The 14,868-nt window shown below is 72.8% G+C and carries 13 protein-coding genes; 12 read left to right on the forward strand and 1 reads right to left on the reverse strand.

The window, feature by feature from the left end:
• The first annotated feature begins 162 nt into the window (after positions 1-162).
• The 7 genes from PCA76_RS06335 to PCA76_RS06365 all read left to right on the forward strand — a co-directional run bounded on the left by PCA76_RS06335 (position 163) and on the right by PCA76_RS06365 (position 6,774).
• Complete coding sequence (locus PCA76_RS06335) at positions 163-993, forward strand: DUF4397 domain-containing protein (RefSeq protein WP_272615968.1); 831 nt, start codon at positions 163-165, stop codon at positions 991-993.
• Positions 990-1,652, forward strand: coding sequence for a class F sortase (locus PCA76_RS06340; protein ID WP_272615969.1), 663 nt, complete (start codon positions 990-992; stop codon positions 1,650-1,652). Before PCA76_RS06335 ends, PCA76_RS06340 begins: the two co-directional genes overlap by 4 nt.
• Positions 1,653-1,767: 115 nt before the next feature.
• On the forward strand, positions 1,768-3,096 hold the full coding sequence (locus PCA76_RS06345) for a cysteine desulfurase family protein (protein ID WP_272615970.1): 1,329 nt from the start codon (positions 1,768-1,770) through the stop codon (positions 3,094-3,096).
• A 107-nt stretch (positions 3,097-3,203) separates the two neighbouring features.
• On the forward strand, positions 3,204-4,277 hold the full coding sequence (mnmA, locus tag PCA76_RS06350; protein ID WP_272615972.1) for a tRNA 2-thiouridine(34) synthase MnmA: 1,074 nt from the start codon (positions 3,204-3,206) through the stop codon (positions 4,275-4,277).
• Positions 4,278-4,326: 49 nt separating this feature from the next.
• Positions 4,327-5,331: a methionine synthase gene (locus PCA76_RS06355; RefSeq protein ID WP_272615974.1), complete on the forward strand. Its 1,005-nt coding sequence runs from the start codon at positions 4,327-4,329 to the stop codon at positions 5,329-5,331.
• 36 nt (positions 5,332-5,367) lie between these two features.
• Positions 5,368-5,733 carry a VOC family protein gene (locus PCA76_RS06360; RefSeq protein ID WP_272615975.1) on the forward strand — a complete coding sequence of 122 codons (366 nt, stop codon included), beginning with the start codon at positions 5,368-5,370 and terminating at the stop codon, positions 5,731-5,733.
• Between the two features lie 30 nt (positions 5,734-5,763).
• A complete protein-coding gene (locus PCA76_RS06365) occupies positions 5,764-6,774 on the forward strand; it encodes an ADP-ribosylglycohydrolase family protein (protein ID WP_272615976.1) in 1,011 nt (336 codons plus the stop codon).
• 180 nt (positions 6,775-6,954) lie between these two features.
• Here PCA76_RS06365 and PCA76_RS06370 read toward each other — a convergent pair whose 3' ends face one another.
• On the reverse strand, positions 6,955-7,500 hold the full coding sequence (locus PCA76_RS06370) for a type II toxin-antitoxin system PemK/MazF family toxin (protein WP_272615977.1): 546 nt from the start codon (positions 7,498-7,500) through the stop codon (positions 6,955-6,957).
• A 312-nt stretch (positions 7,501-7,812) separates the two neighbouring features.
• Between PCA76_RS06370 and ligA the strand changes: the two genes are divergently transcribed.
• The 5 genes from ligA to gatA all read left to right on the forward strand — a co-directional run bounded on the left by ligA (position 7,813) and on the right by gatA (position 14,858).
• Positions 7,813-9,948 carry an NAD-dependent DNA ligase LigA gene (gene ligA / locus PCA76_RS06375; RefSeq protein WP_272615978.1) on the forward strand — a complete coding sequence of 712 codons (2,136 nt, stop codon included), beginning with the start codon at positions 7,813-7,815 and terminating at the stop codon, positions 9,946-9,948.
• A gap of 157 nt (positions 9,949-10,105) precedes the next feature.
• Positions 10,106-12,211: a GGDEF domain-containing protein gene (locus PCA76_RS06380; RefSeq protein ID WP_272615979.1), complete on the forward strand. Its 2,106-nt coding sequence runs from the start codon at positions 10,106-10,108 to the stop codon at positions 12,209-12,211.
• Complete coding sequence (locus tag PCA76_RS32780; RefSeq protein ID WP_272619214.1) at positions 12,115-12,843, forward strand: EAL domain-containing protein; 729 nt, start codon at positions 12,115-12,117, stop codon at positions 12,841-12,843. Before PCA76_RS06380 ends, PCA76_RS32780 begins: the two co-directional genes overlap by 97 nt.
• A 157-nt stretch (positions 12,844-13,000) precedes the next feature.
• Entirely contained in the window at positions 13,001-13,306 is a 306-nt protein-coding gene (gene gatC / locus PCA76_RS06390; RefSeq protein ID WP_007456314.1) for an Asp-tRNA(Asn)/Glu-tRNA(Gln) amidotransferase subunit GatC, read from the forward strand.
• A 76-nt stretch (positions 13,307-13,382) separates the two neighbouring features.
• The gene (gatA, locus tag PCA76_RS06395; RefSeq protein ID WP_272615981.1) at positions 13,383-14,858 is read left to right on the forward strand and encodes an Asp-tRNA(Asn)/Glu-tRNA(Gln) amidotransferase subunit GatA; all 1,476 of its coding nucleotides are present in this window, start codon (positions 13,383-13,385) and stop codon (positions 14,856-14,858) included.
• Positions 14,859-14,868: the final 10 nt, after the last annotated feature.

The following is a 14,868-nucleotide window of genomic DNA, read 5'->3' on the forward strand; positions in this document are numbered from 1 at the left end:
ATGTCATCTCACCAGCTCTTCGTCTCGGGAGCCCGATCCGGATGCGGTCCGGGCCGGAAAAAGAAATCGCGTCGAGAGCGCATCCACCCGTCGTGCAGCCGGCGTAACCCGTTCTGCAAGCCAGGCCTGACGAATCAGCAGTAATCACCAGGAGGCAGACACATGCAGCTCTCGTACTTCCGTCGGGTCGCCGCCGGCGGCGCCGTCGCCGCGTTGGCCTTCGCCGGCGTCGGCGCGTTCACCGCCACCCCCGCGTACGCCGCCACGTCGAAGGTCTCCGTCGTGCACGGCATCCCGGACACCCCGGTCGACGTCTACGTCAACGGCAAGAAGACGCTGGACAACTTCAAGCCCGGCGACGTCGCCGGCCCGCTGAACCTGGAGGAGGGCGACTACGACATCGCGCTCACCAAGCCGGGCGAGCCGATCGGCAGCGCGATCCTCAAGGTCGACAACGCGGCCGTGCCGGGCGGTGCGAACATCAGCATCGCGGCACACCTCGACGCCGCCGGCAAGCCGAAGATCACTCCGTTCGTGAACGACGTCTCGAAGGTCGACGCCGGCAAGGCCCGGTTGATCGTCCGGCACACCGCCGCCGCCCCGGCGGTGGACGTACGCGCCGGCGGCACCCCGGTCTTCAAGGGCCTCACCAACCCGAACGAGGCCAAGGGCGACGTCGACGCGGGCAGCGTGAAGGCGGACGTGGTGCTGGCCGGCACCGACACCGTGGCCATCGGCCCGGCGGACCTCAACCTCAAGGAGGGCACCGCGACGATCGTCTACGCGATCGGCTCTGCCGAGGGCAAGACCCTCGACGTGGTGGCCCAGACCATCACCGGCCTGCACTCCGCCCCGGGCGGCGTGCCGAGCGGTGACGGCGGTCAGGCCGGCACGGGCGTGAACACCTGGTGGTTCGTGCTCACCGGCGCCGGCGTACTCCTGCTGCTCGGTGGTGGGGTGCGGATGGCGACCGCGCGGACCGGTCGCAAGTGACGGTGCGCAACCGCGGCGCGCTGGCGGCCATGGCCGCCGGCGTTGCCGCGCTCACCGTCGCCACCCTGGTGGCCTGCGGTTCCCAGCCAGCCGAGGACGTCGGCGCGGAGGAGGCGAGCACCCTGGCCACCTCCACCGCAACCCCGCCGTCCAGCGGCGGCGACCCGGCGGTCCCGGTGACCGCCGGTGAGCTGCCGGCCGACGCGAAGATCGTCCCCCCGGTAGGGCTGGTGATCCCGGAGATCGGCGTCACCGCCACCGTCAACCCGGTCGGCATCAACGAGCGGACGAACGAGTTCGAGGTGCCGCCGAGCGTCGACCAGATCGGCTGGTACCGCTACGGTCCTGGCCTGGAGGCTGACGCCGGCTCGGTGGTCATCGCCGGTCACGTGGACAGCGCCAAGCAGGGCAAGGGAGCGTTCTTCCGACTGCGGGAACTGGACCAGGGCGACACCCTGACCGCGACCGGCAGCGACGGCGAAGCCCGGCGGTACCGGGTCGTCGCCCGGGAGGAGTACGCCAAGACCAAGATCCCGTTGGACCGCTACTTCGCCCGGGACGGCAAGCCGCGGCTGACCCTGATCACCTGTGGCGGGCCGTTCGACGCCAAGGCTCGCAAGTACCGCGACAACATCGTCGTCACCGCGGTGCCCGCCTGAGCGGGTCCGCCGGCACCGTGCCGGGGCGGGGAGTCCCGCCTCGGCACGGCCTGCCGTTCACCGGAGTCCCCTCCGGCATCCGGTCCCCAAGGTGTCGGCCGTAGGCTGAACGGTGATGGCTTACCTGGATCACGCGGCGACGACTCCGATGCTCGATGAGGCACTGGAGGCGTACGTCGCTACCGCCCGCGAGGTCGGCAACGCGTCCTCCCTGCACGCGTCGGGTCGCCGTGCCCGCCGCCGGGTCGAAGAGTCGCGCGAGCGGGTGGCCGCGGTCCTGGGTGCCCGGCCCTCTGAGGTGATCTTCACCGGTGGCGGGACGGAGAGTGACAACCTCGCGGTCAAGGGCATCTTCTGGGCCCGCCGGGGAGCCGGCCCCGACCGCCGACGAGTGGTCTCCAGCGCCGTCGAGCACCACGCGGTGCTCGACGCGGTCGACTGGCTTGCCCAACACGAGGGCGCCGAGGTCGGCTGGCTGCCGGTGGACGCCGCCGGCCGGCTCGACCCGGCGGACCTGCGCGCCGAGTTGGCCGCGCACGCCGACCGGGTGGCCGTGGTCACCGCGATGTGGGCGAACAACGAGGTGGGCACCGTCCAGCCGGTCGCCGAGCTGGCCGCCGTCGCAGCCGAACACGGAGTGCCGTTCCACACCGACGCCATCCAGGCGGTCGGTCAGGTGCCCGTCGACTTCGGCGCCAGCGGGGTCTCCGCGCTGACCGTCACCGGGCACAAGATGGGCGGCCCGACCGGCGTGGGCGCCCTGCTGCTCGCCCGGGACGTGGCGGCCACGCCACTGCTACACGGCGGCGGCCAGGAACGCGACGTACGCTCCGGCACCCTGGACACCGCCGGCATCGTCGCCTTCGCGGTCGCCGTCGAGACGGCGGTGAAAGGCCAGCAGGAGTACGCGGCCCGGGTGGCCGCGCTCCGCAACGACCTGATCGAGCGGGTCCGCCGGGCGGTGCCCGAGGTGATCTACAACGGTGATCCGGACGACCGGCTGCCCGGCAACGCGCACTTCTCCTTCCCGGGCTGCGAAGGCGACGCCCTGCTGCTCCTGCTCGACGCCCAGGGGATCGCCTGCTCGACAGGCTCGGCCTGCTCCGCGGGTGTGGCCCAGCCGTCGCACGTGCTGCTGGCGATGGGCGCGGACGACGACCGCGCCCGCTCCTCGCTGCGCTTCACCTTGGGCCACACCAGCACCCAGGCCGACGTGGACGCCCTGATAGCGGCCCTCCCCGCAGCGGTGGACCGAGCCCGCCGAGCCGCCGCCCTCCGCACCCCCGCTAAACCCACCCCCGCTAAACCCACCCCGCGCAGCCCGCCCTGCCCCCGCCCCGCCCGCCCGCGCCTGCCGCGCGCCCTGCCCCGCGCCGCGCCCTGCCCCCGTCGATCTAGGGCAAATCGTCGTTGGATGATCTCTGACCACAACGATTTGCCCTAGATCGACGGAGGTCGGCGGGTGGGGCGCGTGGGGCGGGGCGCGTGGGGCGCGGGGTGGGGTGGGGTGGGGTGGATAGGGTTGGGTTGGGTTGGGGAAGGGAGTGCCTGGTGAGGGTATTGGCAGCTATGTCGGGCGGGGTTGACTCGGCCGTGGCGGCGGCGCGGGCGGTGGCGGCCGGGCACGACGTGACCGGTGTGCACCTGGCGCTGGCCCGCAACCCACAGACCTATCGGACCGGGGCGCGCGGCTGCTGCACCCTGGAGGACTCCCGGGACGCCCGGCGGGCCGCCGACGTGATCGGCATCCCGTTCTACGTGTGGGACATGGCCGACCGCTTCCACGAGGACGTGGTGGACGACTTCGTCGCCGAGTACGCGGCCGGCCGTACGCCGAACCCCTGCCTGCGCTGCAACGAGAAGATCAAGTTCGCGGCGGTGCTGGACCGGGCGGTGGCCCTGGGTTTCGACGCGGTCGTGACCGGGCACCACGCCCGGCTCGGTTCGGACGGGCTGCTGCGGCGCAGTGTCGACGTGGCCAAGGATCAGTCGTACGTGTTGGCCGTGCTCACCCGCGAGCAGCTGGACCGTTCGGTCTTCCCGCTGGGCGACTCGACCAAGGCGCAGGTCCGCGCGGAGGCGGCCGAGCGTGGCCTTGCGGTGGCCGACAAGCCGGATTCGCACGACATCTGCTTCATCGCCGACGGTGACACCCGCGGCTTCCTGGCTGGCCGCCTCGGCGAGGCACCCGGCGACGTGGTGGACGCCAGCACCGGCGCGGTGGTCGGCAGTCACAGCGGCGCGTACGCGTACACGGTCGGGCAACGTCGCGGGCTGCACCTGGACCGGCCCGCCCCGGACGGTCGGCCGCGCTACGTGCTCTCCATCACGCCGAAGACCAACACGGTGACCGTCGGCCCCGCCGAGGCGCTTGAGGTGTCCGAGGTCCGCGCCGTTCGTCCGGTCTGGACCGGGGGCGCGCGTCCGGACGCGCCGGTCGAGTGCGAGGTGCAGTTGCGCGCACACGGCGACGTGGTGCCGGCGACCGTCGCCCTGGACGGCGACCTGCTGCACGCCGAGCTGCGCCGGCCCGTACGCGGTGTCGCCGCCGGTCAGGCCGTGGTGGCGTACCGGCCGGACCCGGCCGGGGACGTGGTCCTCGGCTCGGCGACCATCAGTGGCTGACCGCGCGGTCGCCGCACTGCCTGCGCGTACGCCGGGATAGCCTTCGGCCGTGACAGATCAGGCGTGGCCCTGGCCGGCCGGCGCGGCAACCGGAATTGGTTCGCTGCCCGGCACCGACATCGCCGAGGCCCAGCGGGTGGTCCTCGGCGAGCTCCCCGAGCTGCCCCACCTGCCCGAACTGCCGGCGCGTGGCCCCGGCGCCGACCTGATCGGCCGCAGCGCCGGGCTGTTGGTCGAGCTGCCCGTCGAGGTGTACGCCGGGCGGTGGCAGGTCGCCCCGCGTCCGGGCCGCGACCTGCGCCGGGCCCGTGACCTGATGGAACGCGACCTGGACCAGCTCGCCGAACAGGCCGAGGAGTACGCCGGGCCGATCAAGGTGCAGGCCGCTGGCCCGTTCACGCTGGCCGCCTCCCTGGAGTTGCCGATCGGTGGCCGCCTGTTGCGCGACCCCGGCGCGGTCCGCGATCTGGCCGGCTCCCTCGCCGAGGGGCTGCGCGCGCACGTCGCGGCGGTGGCCCGGCGGCTGCCTCGGGCTTCGGTGTTGCTCCAGTTGGACGAACCGTCGCTGCCGACCGTGCTGGCCGGGCGGGTGCCGACGGAGAGCGGGCTGGGCGCGTACCGGGCAGTCGATCCGGTGGACGCGGCCGCGCTGCTGCGCACGGTCGTCGAGGCGGTCGGCGTGCCGACGGTGGTGCACTGCTGCGCCCCGGACGTGCCGCTGGAGCTGATCCGCTCCACCGGTGCCGTCGCGGTCGCCCTCGACCTCGACCTGGTCACCAAGCTTGACCCGCTGGGGGAGGCGATCGACGCCGGCCTCGGGTTGCTGGCCGGGGCCGTGCCGACCCGGCCGCCGTCGGCCGGTGGCGCGCCGACCTCCGCGCAGATCGCCGATCGGGTACGCCAAATCTGGGACCGCCTCGGCTTCCCTCGTCGACAGTTGGCCGAGCAGGTGGTGGTCACCCCGGCCTGCGGTCTCGCCGGTGCCACCCCGGAGTACGCGCGGGCGGTGCTCGCGGCGTGCCGTGACGCCGGGCGGCGGTTCGCCGAGGACTGAGGTTTTCTGTCGTACGCGGTGGGCAGGATGACGGTCATGATTGGACAGCTGCGTTCAGTGGTGATCGACTGCCCGGATCCGCGGGCGCTGGCGGCGTTCTACGCCGAGTTGCTCGGGGTGCCTCTCTCCGAGGGTGACTCCGACGACGACTGGGTGGTGCTGGGTGGCCCGCCCGGGCACCAGCCGCGCCTCGCCTTCCAGCAGGCGCTCGATCTGCGACCGCCGGCCTGGCCGGACCCGGAGCGCCCCCAGCAGTTCCACCTGGACGTGACGGTTGACGACATCGAGAGCGCCGAGAAGGCCGCGCTCGCGCTCGGCGCTCGGCGGCTGCGCGGTGAGGGCGAGGGTTTCCGGGTCTACGCGGATCCGGCCGGCCACCCGTTCTGCCTCTGCTGGGACTGAGCCTGGCGTGAATCACGGTGGCCGGGCATCATGGCCGCCGTGATCCACACCCCCACGCTGCGTGCCTCCGGCTCGCTCTTCGGCCTCGCCTACGGTGATGCGCTGGGCAAGCCGACCGAGTTCCTGACCGTCGCCGAGATCGAGCACCGGTACGGCCCGACCGGTCCGCGTGAGCTGTCCGGCGAGCCTGCGCTGGTCACCGACGACACGCAGATGGCGCTGGCGGTGGGTTGGGCGCTGCACGAGGCACCCTCGTTCACCCCGGAGGTGGTGGAGCCGCTGCTGCGTCGGCGCTTCGTCGCCTGGTCGGTCAGCCCGGACAACAACCGTGCCCCGGGGATGACCTGCCTGCGCGCCTGCGCCGAGCTGAGCCGTGGGCTGCGCTGGCAGGAGGCGACCGTGGCCGGGTCGAAGGGGTGCGGGGCCAACATGCGGGTCACCCCGGTCGGGTTGCTCGACGTGGATCTGGACACGCTGGCCGGGTTGGCCCAGTTGCAGGCCGGGTTGACCCACGGTCACCCGACCGGGCTGGCCGCCAGCGAGCTCACCGCGTACGCGGTCTTCGCGCTGCGCGCGGGTGCCCCGCTGCCCGAGCTTCCCGCGATTCTCACCGAACGGGCGCTGACCCAGCGGGAGGTGTACCGGGAGCAGTGGCTGGGTGACCTCTGGCAGCGCCCCGGGGTCCGTAGCGCGGAGGAGTTCATCGCCCGAGGCTGGGACGAGTGCCTGCTGGCGCTGGGTCGACTGACGGCCGCGCTGGGGGAGCCGGACGACGGCGGTGACCCGTGCCGGGCCACCGGGGAGGGCTGGATTGCCGAGGAGGCGCTGGCCACCGCGTTGCTCTGCGCCGTACGGCATGCCGTCGACCCGGTCGCGGCACTGGCCCGGGGCGCGACCACCGCCGGCGACTCCGACTCCATCGCGGCCCTGGCCGGCGCCTTCGTGGGCGCGGCCCTCGGGATGGCCGCCTGGCCGTCCGGGTGGGCCGACCGCATCGAGTACGCGGACCAGCTCGCCGCGCTCAGCGCCGCCTGGGACTGACCCGCCGGCCCGTGATCGACTCGGTTTCCTGAAAGGTGGGGTATTCCTGGGCCTGGATACCCCGGTTTCCGGGAACCCGAGTCGATCATGGACAGGGGTGGGCCACAAGTGGCCCAGCCGTGGCGGGTTGGCCCTGCCGGGTGCCTGTGGCGGGTCGGCCCCGCGGGTTGCCGTGCCGGGTTAGCTGGTGGGCAGGTGGCGCAGGCTGCGGACGCGCCGCCAGAGGTCGGCGTCGCACCGGCCGGCGCGATCGGCGAAGGCGGCCGAGCTGATCCGGGTCGGCTCGGTGAGGCTCAGGTAGCTGTCGTGCTCGGCGTCGGGATCCCAGTCCCGGGTGGGGATCCGTACGTGGTCGTCCCGGTCGCTCTTGTCCTGGCTGGTGATCTTCAGGACGTCGGCGCCCCGGGAGTCGGCGCGTAGCACCAGACAGGGACGCACCTTCGACCCGGTGCCGTCGGCGTACGGGACGTCGGCCCACCAGATCTCGCCGGGTGCCGGGGCGTCGCCGTGTCGAGCGGTGTCGCGCGAGCGGGGCTTGGCGGTCGAGCCTTCGGCGCCGCGCGGCCGGGGCGGGGCCGGACGACGGCCGCCGGTGCGGGAAGTGGTGCCCCGACCCGGTCGGGTTCCGGGGCGCCGGTTCGCGACCCGGTGTCGCCAGCTGTTCCACGCCCAGCCAGCGGCAACCGCCAGCAGGATCGCCACCGCCCAGAGCAGTGCGTCCGGCATCGCTATCTCCGCCTCCCTGCGGCCCACCGGCCGCCATCGTCCGGCGATCCTCGCACGCCGCCGCCCGCGCCGCCCGCCAACCACACCGCGGCAGCCCCACCGCCCCGAGGCACTCCACCGCCTTCCTTGATCACTTGATGCTGAGCAGCTGGACCGGCTCGTCGACGACTGCCGAGCATCAGGTGATCACGGGAACTCGGCGGAGGGTGACGTCGCTTCCGACGCGGGTGGGCGACGGATTGTCCCACCGGCCCGATACCGTGCCGGAGTAGCGTGATCAGGGAGGTCGCAGGCGTGTCCGAAGGTGGCGGGGTGTCCGAGGAGCAGGTCGGTCAGCAGGTCAGCCCGGCTCAGGAGGCGGCGGCCGGCGCCGAGCCGACGCCGCAGGCGCGGGAGCGGCACGCCACGCTCAGCCGTGAGCTGACCGAGCATCAATATCGTTACTACGTGCTGGACGCGCCGACCATCGCCGACGCCGAGTTCGACAAGCAGCTACGCGAGCTGGAGGCACTGGAGGAGGAGTTTCCGGCACTGCGTACGCCGGATTCGCCGACCCAGCGGGTGGGCGGCACGTTCTCGACCGACTTCACCCCGGTCACCCACGCCGAACGGATGCTCTCGCTCGACAACGCCTTCGCCGACGAGGAGCTGGCAGCGTGGGCCGAGCGGGTCGAGCGGGACGCCGGTGGCCTGGTGCCCTACCTCTGTGAGCTGAAGGTCGACGGGCTCGCGATCAACCTCACCTACGAGGCCGGCCGGCTGGTCCGGGCGGCCACCCGGGGTGACGGCCGCACCGGTGAGGACGTCACCGCCAACGTGCGCAGCATCCGGGACGTGCCCGGCCAGCTCACTCCCTCGGCCGACTTCCCGGACATCCCCGAGCTGGTGGAGGTCCGGGGCGAGATCTACTTCCCGATCGCCGAGTTCGCCGATCTCAACGCGAGTCTGGTGGAACAGGGCAAAGCGCCGTTCGCCAATCCCCGCAACGCCGCTGCGGGCAGCCTGCGGCAGAAGGACCCACGCGTCACCGCGTCCCGGCCGCTGCGCCTGGTGGTGCACGGCATCGGCGCCCGTCGTGGGTTCCAGCCCACCGCCCAGTCCGAGTCGTACGCGGCGCTCAAAGCGTGGGGGCTGCCAACCAGCGACCGGTGGCGGGTCGTGCCGGATCTGGCCGGGGTGGCGGAATACATCGCCTACTACGCCGAGCACCGGCACGACGTCGAGCATGAGATCGACGGCGTGGTGGTCAAGGTCGACCCGGTCTCCATCCAGGGCCGGCTCGGCTCGACCAGCCGCGCCCCGCGCTGGGCGATCGCCTTCAAATACCCGCCGGAGGAGGTCACCACCAAGCTGCTCGACATCGACGTCAACGTGGGGCGTACGGGGCGGGTCACTCCGTTCGCGGTGCTCGAACCGGTGCGGGTGGCCGGCTCCACCGTCGCGCTCGCCACCCTGCACAACGCCCGTGAGGTCGAGCGCAAGGGCGTGTTGATCGGCGACACGGTGGTGCTGCGCAAGGCCGGCGACGTGATTCCCGAGGTGCTCGGTCCGGTGGTCGATCTGCGGCCCGCCGACGCACGTCCGTTCGTCATGCCGACCAACTGCCCGGCCTGCGGCACCCCGCTCGCGCCGGCGAAGGAGGGCGACATCGACATCCGTTGCCCCAACACCCGCAGTTGCCCGGCCCAGCTGCGCGAGCGGGTGTTCCACCTCGCCGGTCGCGGTGCCTTCGACATCGAGGTGCTCGGTTACAAGGGCGCGGCGGCCCTGCTGGACGCGGAGACCATCGCGGACGAGGGTGACCTGTTCCAGCTCGACGCCGAGCAGTTGTCCCGGTCCCCGTTCTTCATCAACAAGGACGGCAGCCTGGGCAGTAACGCAGTCAAGCTGCTGGACAACCTCGCGGTGGCCCGGGAGCGTGACCTGTGGCGGGTGCTGGTGGCGCTCTCCATCCGGCATGTCGGCCCCACCGCCGCGCAGGCGCTCGCTCGGCATTTCCGCTCGATGGAGGCCATCGACGCGGCCAGCGAGGAGGAGCTGTCCTCTGTCGACGGGGTCGGGCCGACCATCGCGGCCAGCATCCGGGAGTGGTTCGCCGTGGACTGGCACCGCGAGGTCGTCCGCAAGTGGGCCGAGGCAGGCGTACGGATGGCCGAGGAGGCGGTCGACGAGGGGCCGCGCCCGTTGGAGGGGCTGACCGTGGTGGTGACCGGCACGCTCGCCGGCTTCTCCCGGGACCAGGCCGCCGAGGCCGTCCAGACCCGCGGCGGCAAGGTCAGCGGGTCGGTCTCCAAGAAGACGAGCTTCGTGGTCGTGGGGGACAACCCCGGGTCCAAGGCCGACAAGGCGGCCAGCCTCAAGGTGCCGGTGCTCGACGAGGACGGGTTCCGGGTGCTGCTGGACGCGGGTCCGGACGCCGCACGGGAAGTCGCCCAGCTGGCCGGCTGATCCCGCCGAGGGCTTGACGCGGCGACTAGCCGCGTATACCAACTTAATTACGACTACGACCGATTCGTGACTGTCATACCGGGAAACCGGGGGCCGAGGGCGTTTCATTGGGTCACGGCGTGCGCACCGGCACGCCGACTGTCGGTCGGGAGGTGTGGTGGAGGTCGCCGATCCACGCAACTCGCTCCCCCCGGGACGGGTGGCACCGTTCGCCACCTTCGTCGTCGGCATCCTGGTGGTCGCCGCGCTGACCGCCGCCGTTCCACTCGCGACGCTCCCGGGTGAGGTGTCCCGACTGCCGGTGGCGTTCTGGACGATGGCGGCGCTCGCCGTGGTCTGCGACGCGCGCCCGTTCGTTCCGCCGGGGCGCCGGCAGACCTCCGCCGTGTTCCCGTCCACCTGCTTCACCTTCGCGATCCTGCTCGGCTGGGGCCTCGGCCCGGCGGTGGTGGTGCAGGCGCTGGGGGTGATCGTCTCGGGCTGGCGGATGCGGCACGCACCGTGGCGGACGGCGTTCAACGTCGGCCAGTACGCGTGCGCCCTCGCCGCCGCCTACGGGGTGATCCAGCTCGGGTCGGGCGCCATCTTCTCCGGCGGTCGGCTGCACTGGACCGACGTGGCTGCCGTCGGCGGCGCCACCCTGGCCTGGTTCGTCGTCAACTATGGGCTGGTCAGCTGGGCGGTACGGCTGCGCTTCGGTGACCGGTGGTGGCCCACCCTCCGCCAGGGCCTCGGCTTCGAGTTGCTCTCCACCGGCTCGCTGCTGCTGCTCGCCCCAGTGCTGGTCGCCGCCGCGCGTGTCAGTGCGGCGCTGATCCCGCTGGTGCTGGTGCCGCTCTTCGCCGTCTACCGGATGGCCCGGCTGACCGTCGAGCAGCAGCACCTCGCCGCCGCCGACCCGTTGACCGGGCTGCCCAACCGCAAGGCGTTGCTGGTCGAGGTGGCCGAGCAGGTGCACCTGCACGCCGAGCGGACGGCCCGCGGCGAACCCGACGGCCAGTTGGCGCTGCTGCTGATCGACCTGGACCGCTTCAAGAACGTCAACGACGCCCTCGGGCACGCCGTGGGCGACCGGCTGCTGGTCGAGGTCAGCGCCCGGCTCTCCGACGTGCAGCCGCGACCGCAGATGATCGCCCGGCTCGGGGGCGACGAGTTCGCCATCGTCATGACCGGGCTGACCGACGTCGGTCAGGCGCGGGAGTTGGCCGACCGGGTGGTCCAGGCACTGGACGAGCCGGTGCCCCTCGACGGGCTGCCGTTGGACGTGGGCGGGTCGATCGGGATCGCCCTCTTCCCGGAGCACGGCGAGGATTTCGCCACCCTGATGCGCCACGCCGACGTGGCGATGTACGACGCCAAGCACCGTAACGACACGGTGGCTGTCTACGCGCCGGAGTCCGACCACAACTCCGCCGAGCGACTCGGTCTCCTCGCCGACCTGCGCCGGGTGCTGGAGTCCAGCCCGTCGGCCGAACTGTTCGACGCCGAGCAGGCGGGTCAGCGCCACGCCGAGGGCGCACCCGAGCAGGTCCAGCATGCCGAGCACGGCCAGCACGGCCAGCACGGCCAGCACGGTCAGGACGCCGAGCAGGGCGAGCACGGCGAGCAGGCTGACGCTAACGGCCGGGACGGTGTGCCGGGCGAGGTGGCCGGCGCGGAGCGGATGGTCGACGTACCCCTCGCCGTGACGGCGGAGGTGCGCGGCGGTGACGGGGCGGCGCTGCCCACCGGTGCTCCGGCCGAGGCCGCGCCACACGCGGACCCGGCGTCGGTGATCGCCACGACACCGCGGGCCGGCGGCCGGTGGTGGGGACGCCGTCGGCGCAACGACGCCGAACTGGTGCACGCCGATGAGCTGATCAACCGGATCGCCACCGGGGCCGACCCGATCCGGGGCCGCAACACCCGTGCCACGGTCACCGGCACCCGCCCGGGCCCGGCCGGGGGCGGCGCGCCGGGGGCGGGAACGGTCGGTGGTCATCGAACGGAAGCGCGGTGGCCGCGATGGGCGACGGCGGCCCCGGGTCTCGGAGCGACGTCGGGCCGGGCGCACCAGGGCAACCGCTCGAACCGACCGGGTGGGCGCACGCGGACGGTGAGCCGGCCGACGACGCCGGAGAGATCACCATGTACTACCAGCCGCAGATCGCGATCGCGACCGGCGAGGTGGTCGGTGTCGAGGCCCTCCTGCGGTGGCGGCACCCGCGGCGGGGCATGGTCGACCCGGAGGAACTCATCCGGGTCGCCGAGCAGAGCGCCGTGATGCGGCTGCTCACCCGTCGGGTGGTCGACGACGTGGTCGAGCAGCTCGCCAAGTGGTCAGCGGCCGGTATCGGCCTGCGCGCGGCGTTGAACGTCAGCGTGCGCGACCTGCACACCGGCGAGATCGCCGACCAGATCGCCGACCGGCTGGCCCGCTACGGGGTGCCGGCCGAGCGGCTGCAGGTGGAGATCACCGAAGGTGCGTTGATGGCCGACCCGCGCCGGGTGCTGGCCACCATCTCGCGGCTGCACCGGATCGGGGTGGGCATCGCGCTGGACGACTTCGGCACCGGTTACTCCTCCCTGCAGCACCTGCGGCGGTTGCCGCTGTCCGAGGTGAAGGTGGACCGGTCGTTCGTGCTCGGCATGGCGGACGACGCCGACGACGCGGCGATCGTCCGGTCGATGATCGAGCTGGCCGGCGCTCTGGGGCTGCGGGTGGTCGCCGAGGGCGTCGAGGACGAGCGGACCTGGCGGATGCTGCACGCCGCCGGCTGCGACGCCGCTCAGGGCTGGTTCTACGCCCGGCCCATGCCCGCCGAGGAACTGGTCACCTGGCTGGCCCGGTACCGGCCGGTTCGCCCGACGGGCGGGCACCCGCAAGCGGACGCGGCGCGTCGACCCACCCGCTGACCCGCCCGCCAACACGGCACGAGGGCCGGCGAAGGGGGAGTCGGGGACGCGGCACCGGAGCGGAACAATAGACTCGCTCCGGTCACCGCGCGTCACGCTCCACCCATCGCGCGGCCGGCACACCGCCCGACCAGCAGGACATCAGAAGGGGGCACGGATGGCCGCCATCTCCCGCGAGGAGGTCGCGCACCTGGCGCGCCTGTCGCGGCTCGCCGTCACCGAGGAGGAGCTGGACACGTTCGCCGGCCAGCTCGACGTGATCCTCCAGGCGGTCGCCCAGGTCGGCGAGGTCGCTGCCGCGGACATTCCGCCGACCTCGCACTCGGTGCCGCTGACCAACATCTTCCGCGAGGACGTGGTCACGCCGTGCCTGACCCCGCAGGAGGCGCTGTCCGGCGCGCCCGACGCCGAGGACCAGCGGTTCCGCGTACCGCGGATCCTGACCGAGGATGTGGCCTCATGAGCGAGCGTGAGCGAGCGAATCATCGATGCAGCGCGCTGGTGCCTCATGGCGTCGCGGAGCGAAGCGGAGTGACGGCATGAGCGATCTCACCAGAATGACCGCGACGGAGATCGCGGCCCTGGTCGCCGGCGGCGAGACCTCCGCCGTCGAGGTGACCCAGGCGCACCTGGACCGGATCGCCGCGGTCGACGACCGGGTGCACGCCTTCCTGCACGTGGACACCGACGGCGCGCTCGCCGCGGCCCGCGCGGTGGACGAGCGCCGGGCCGCCGGCGAGGACCTGGGCCCCCTCGCGGGTGTGCCGGTCGCGGTCAAGGACGTGCTCGCCACCCGGGGTGTGCCGACCACCGTGGGGTCGAAGATCCTGGAGGGCTGGCGCCCGCCGTACGACGCGACGATCGTGCAGCGGTTGCGCGAAGCCGGCACGGTGATGCTCGGCAAGACCAACATGGATGAGTTCGCGATGGGCTCCTCCACCGAATACTCGGCGTACGGCGCGACGCACAACCCGTGGGACCTGAGCCGGATCCCGGGTGGCTCGGGTGGTGGCAGCGCCGCCGCGCTGGCCGCGTACGAGGCGCCGCTGGCGATCGGCTCGGACACCGGCGGCTCGATCCGCCAGCCCGGCGCGGTCACCGGCACCGTGGGCGCGAAGCCCACCTACGGCGGCACCTCCCGCTACGGGCTGGTCGCGTTCTCCTCGTCGCTCGACACCCCCGGCCCGTGTGCCCGGACGGTCCTCGACGCGGCCCTGCTGCACCAGGTGATCGGCGGGCACGACCCGCGTGACTCCACCTCGATTCCGCAGCCCGTGCCGGACGTGGTGGCGGCGGCGAAGCTCGGCGCGACCGGCGACCTGACCGGTGTGCGGCTCGGCATCGTGACCGAGTTCGTCGGCGAGGGCGCCGAGCCGGGTGTCATGGCCGCGTTCCGCGAGTCGGTGGACGCCCTCGCGAAGCTGGGTGCGGAGATCGTCGAGGTGTCCTGCCCGACGTTCGCGTACGCGCTGCCGGCGTACTACCTGATCGCGCCGAGCGAGTGCTCCTCCAACCTGGCCCGGTTCGACGGCGTCCGGTTCGGCCTGCGGGTCGGCGACGACGGCAACCGGTCGCTGGAGGAGGTCATGTCGCTGACCCGGGAGGCCGGCTTCGGCCCGGAGGTCAAGCGCCGCATCATGATCGGCACGTACGCGCTGTCGTCGGGTTACTACGACGCGTACTACGGGCAGGCGCAGAAGGTCCGGACGCTCATCACCCGGGACTTCAACGCCGCGTTCGAGCGGGTCGACGCGCTGATCTCGCCGACCACCCCGTCGGTGGCGTTCCCGATGGGCGCACGGACGGCCGACCCGTACCAGATGTACCTGGCCGACCTGTACACCATCCCGACCAACCTGTACGGCGGGCCGGGCATCTCGGTGCCCTGCGGCATCTCCGAGGGGCTGCCTGTCGGCCTGCAGGTGATGGCTCCGACGATGGCCGACGACCGGATGTACCGGGTGGCCGCCGCGCTGGAGTCCGCCATCGGCACGTTCACCCCACCGGCACTGTGAGGCAGGAGCC

Origin of the sequence: Micromonospora sp. LH3U1 (assembly GCF_028475105.1) — a bacterium.
Lineage (GTDB): Bacteria > Actinomycetota > Actinomycetes > Mycobacteriales > Micromonosporaceae > Micromonospora.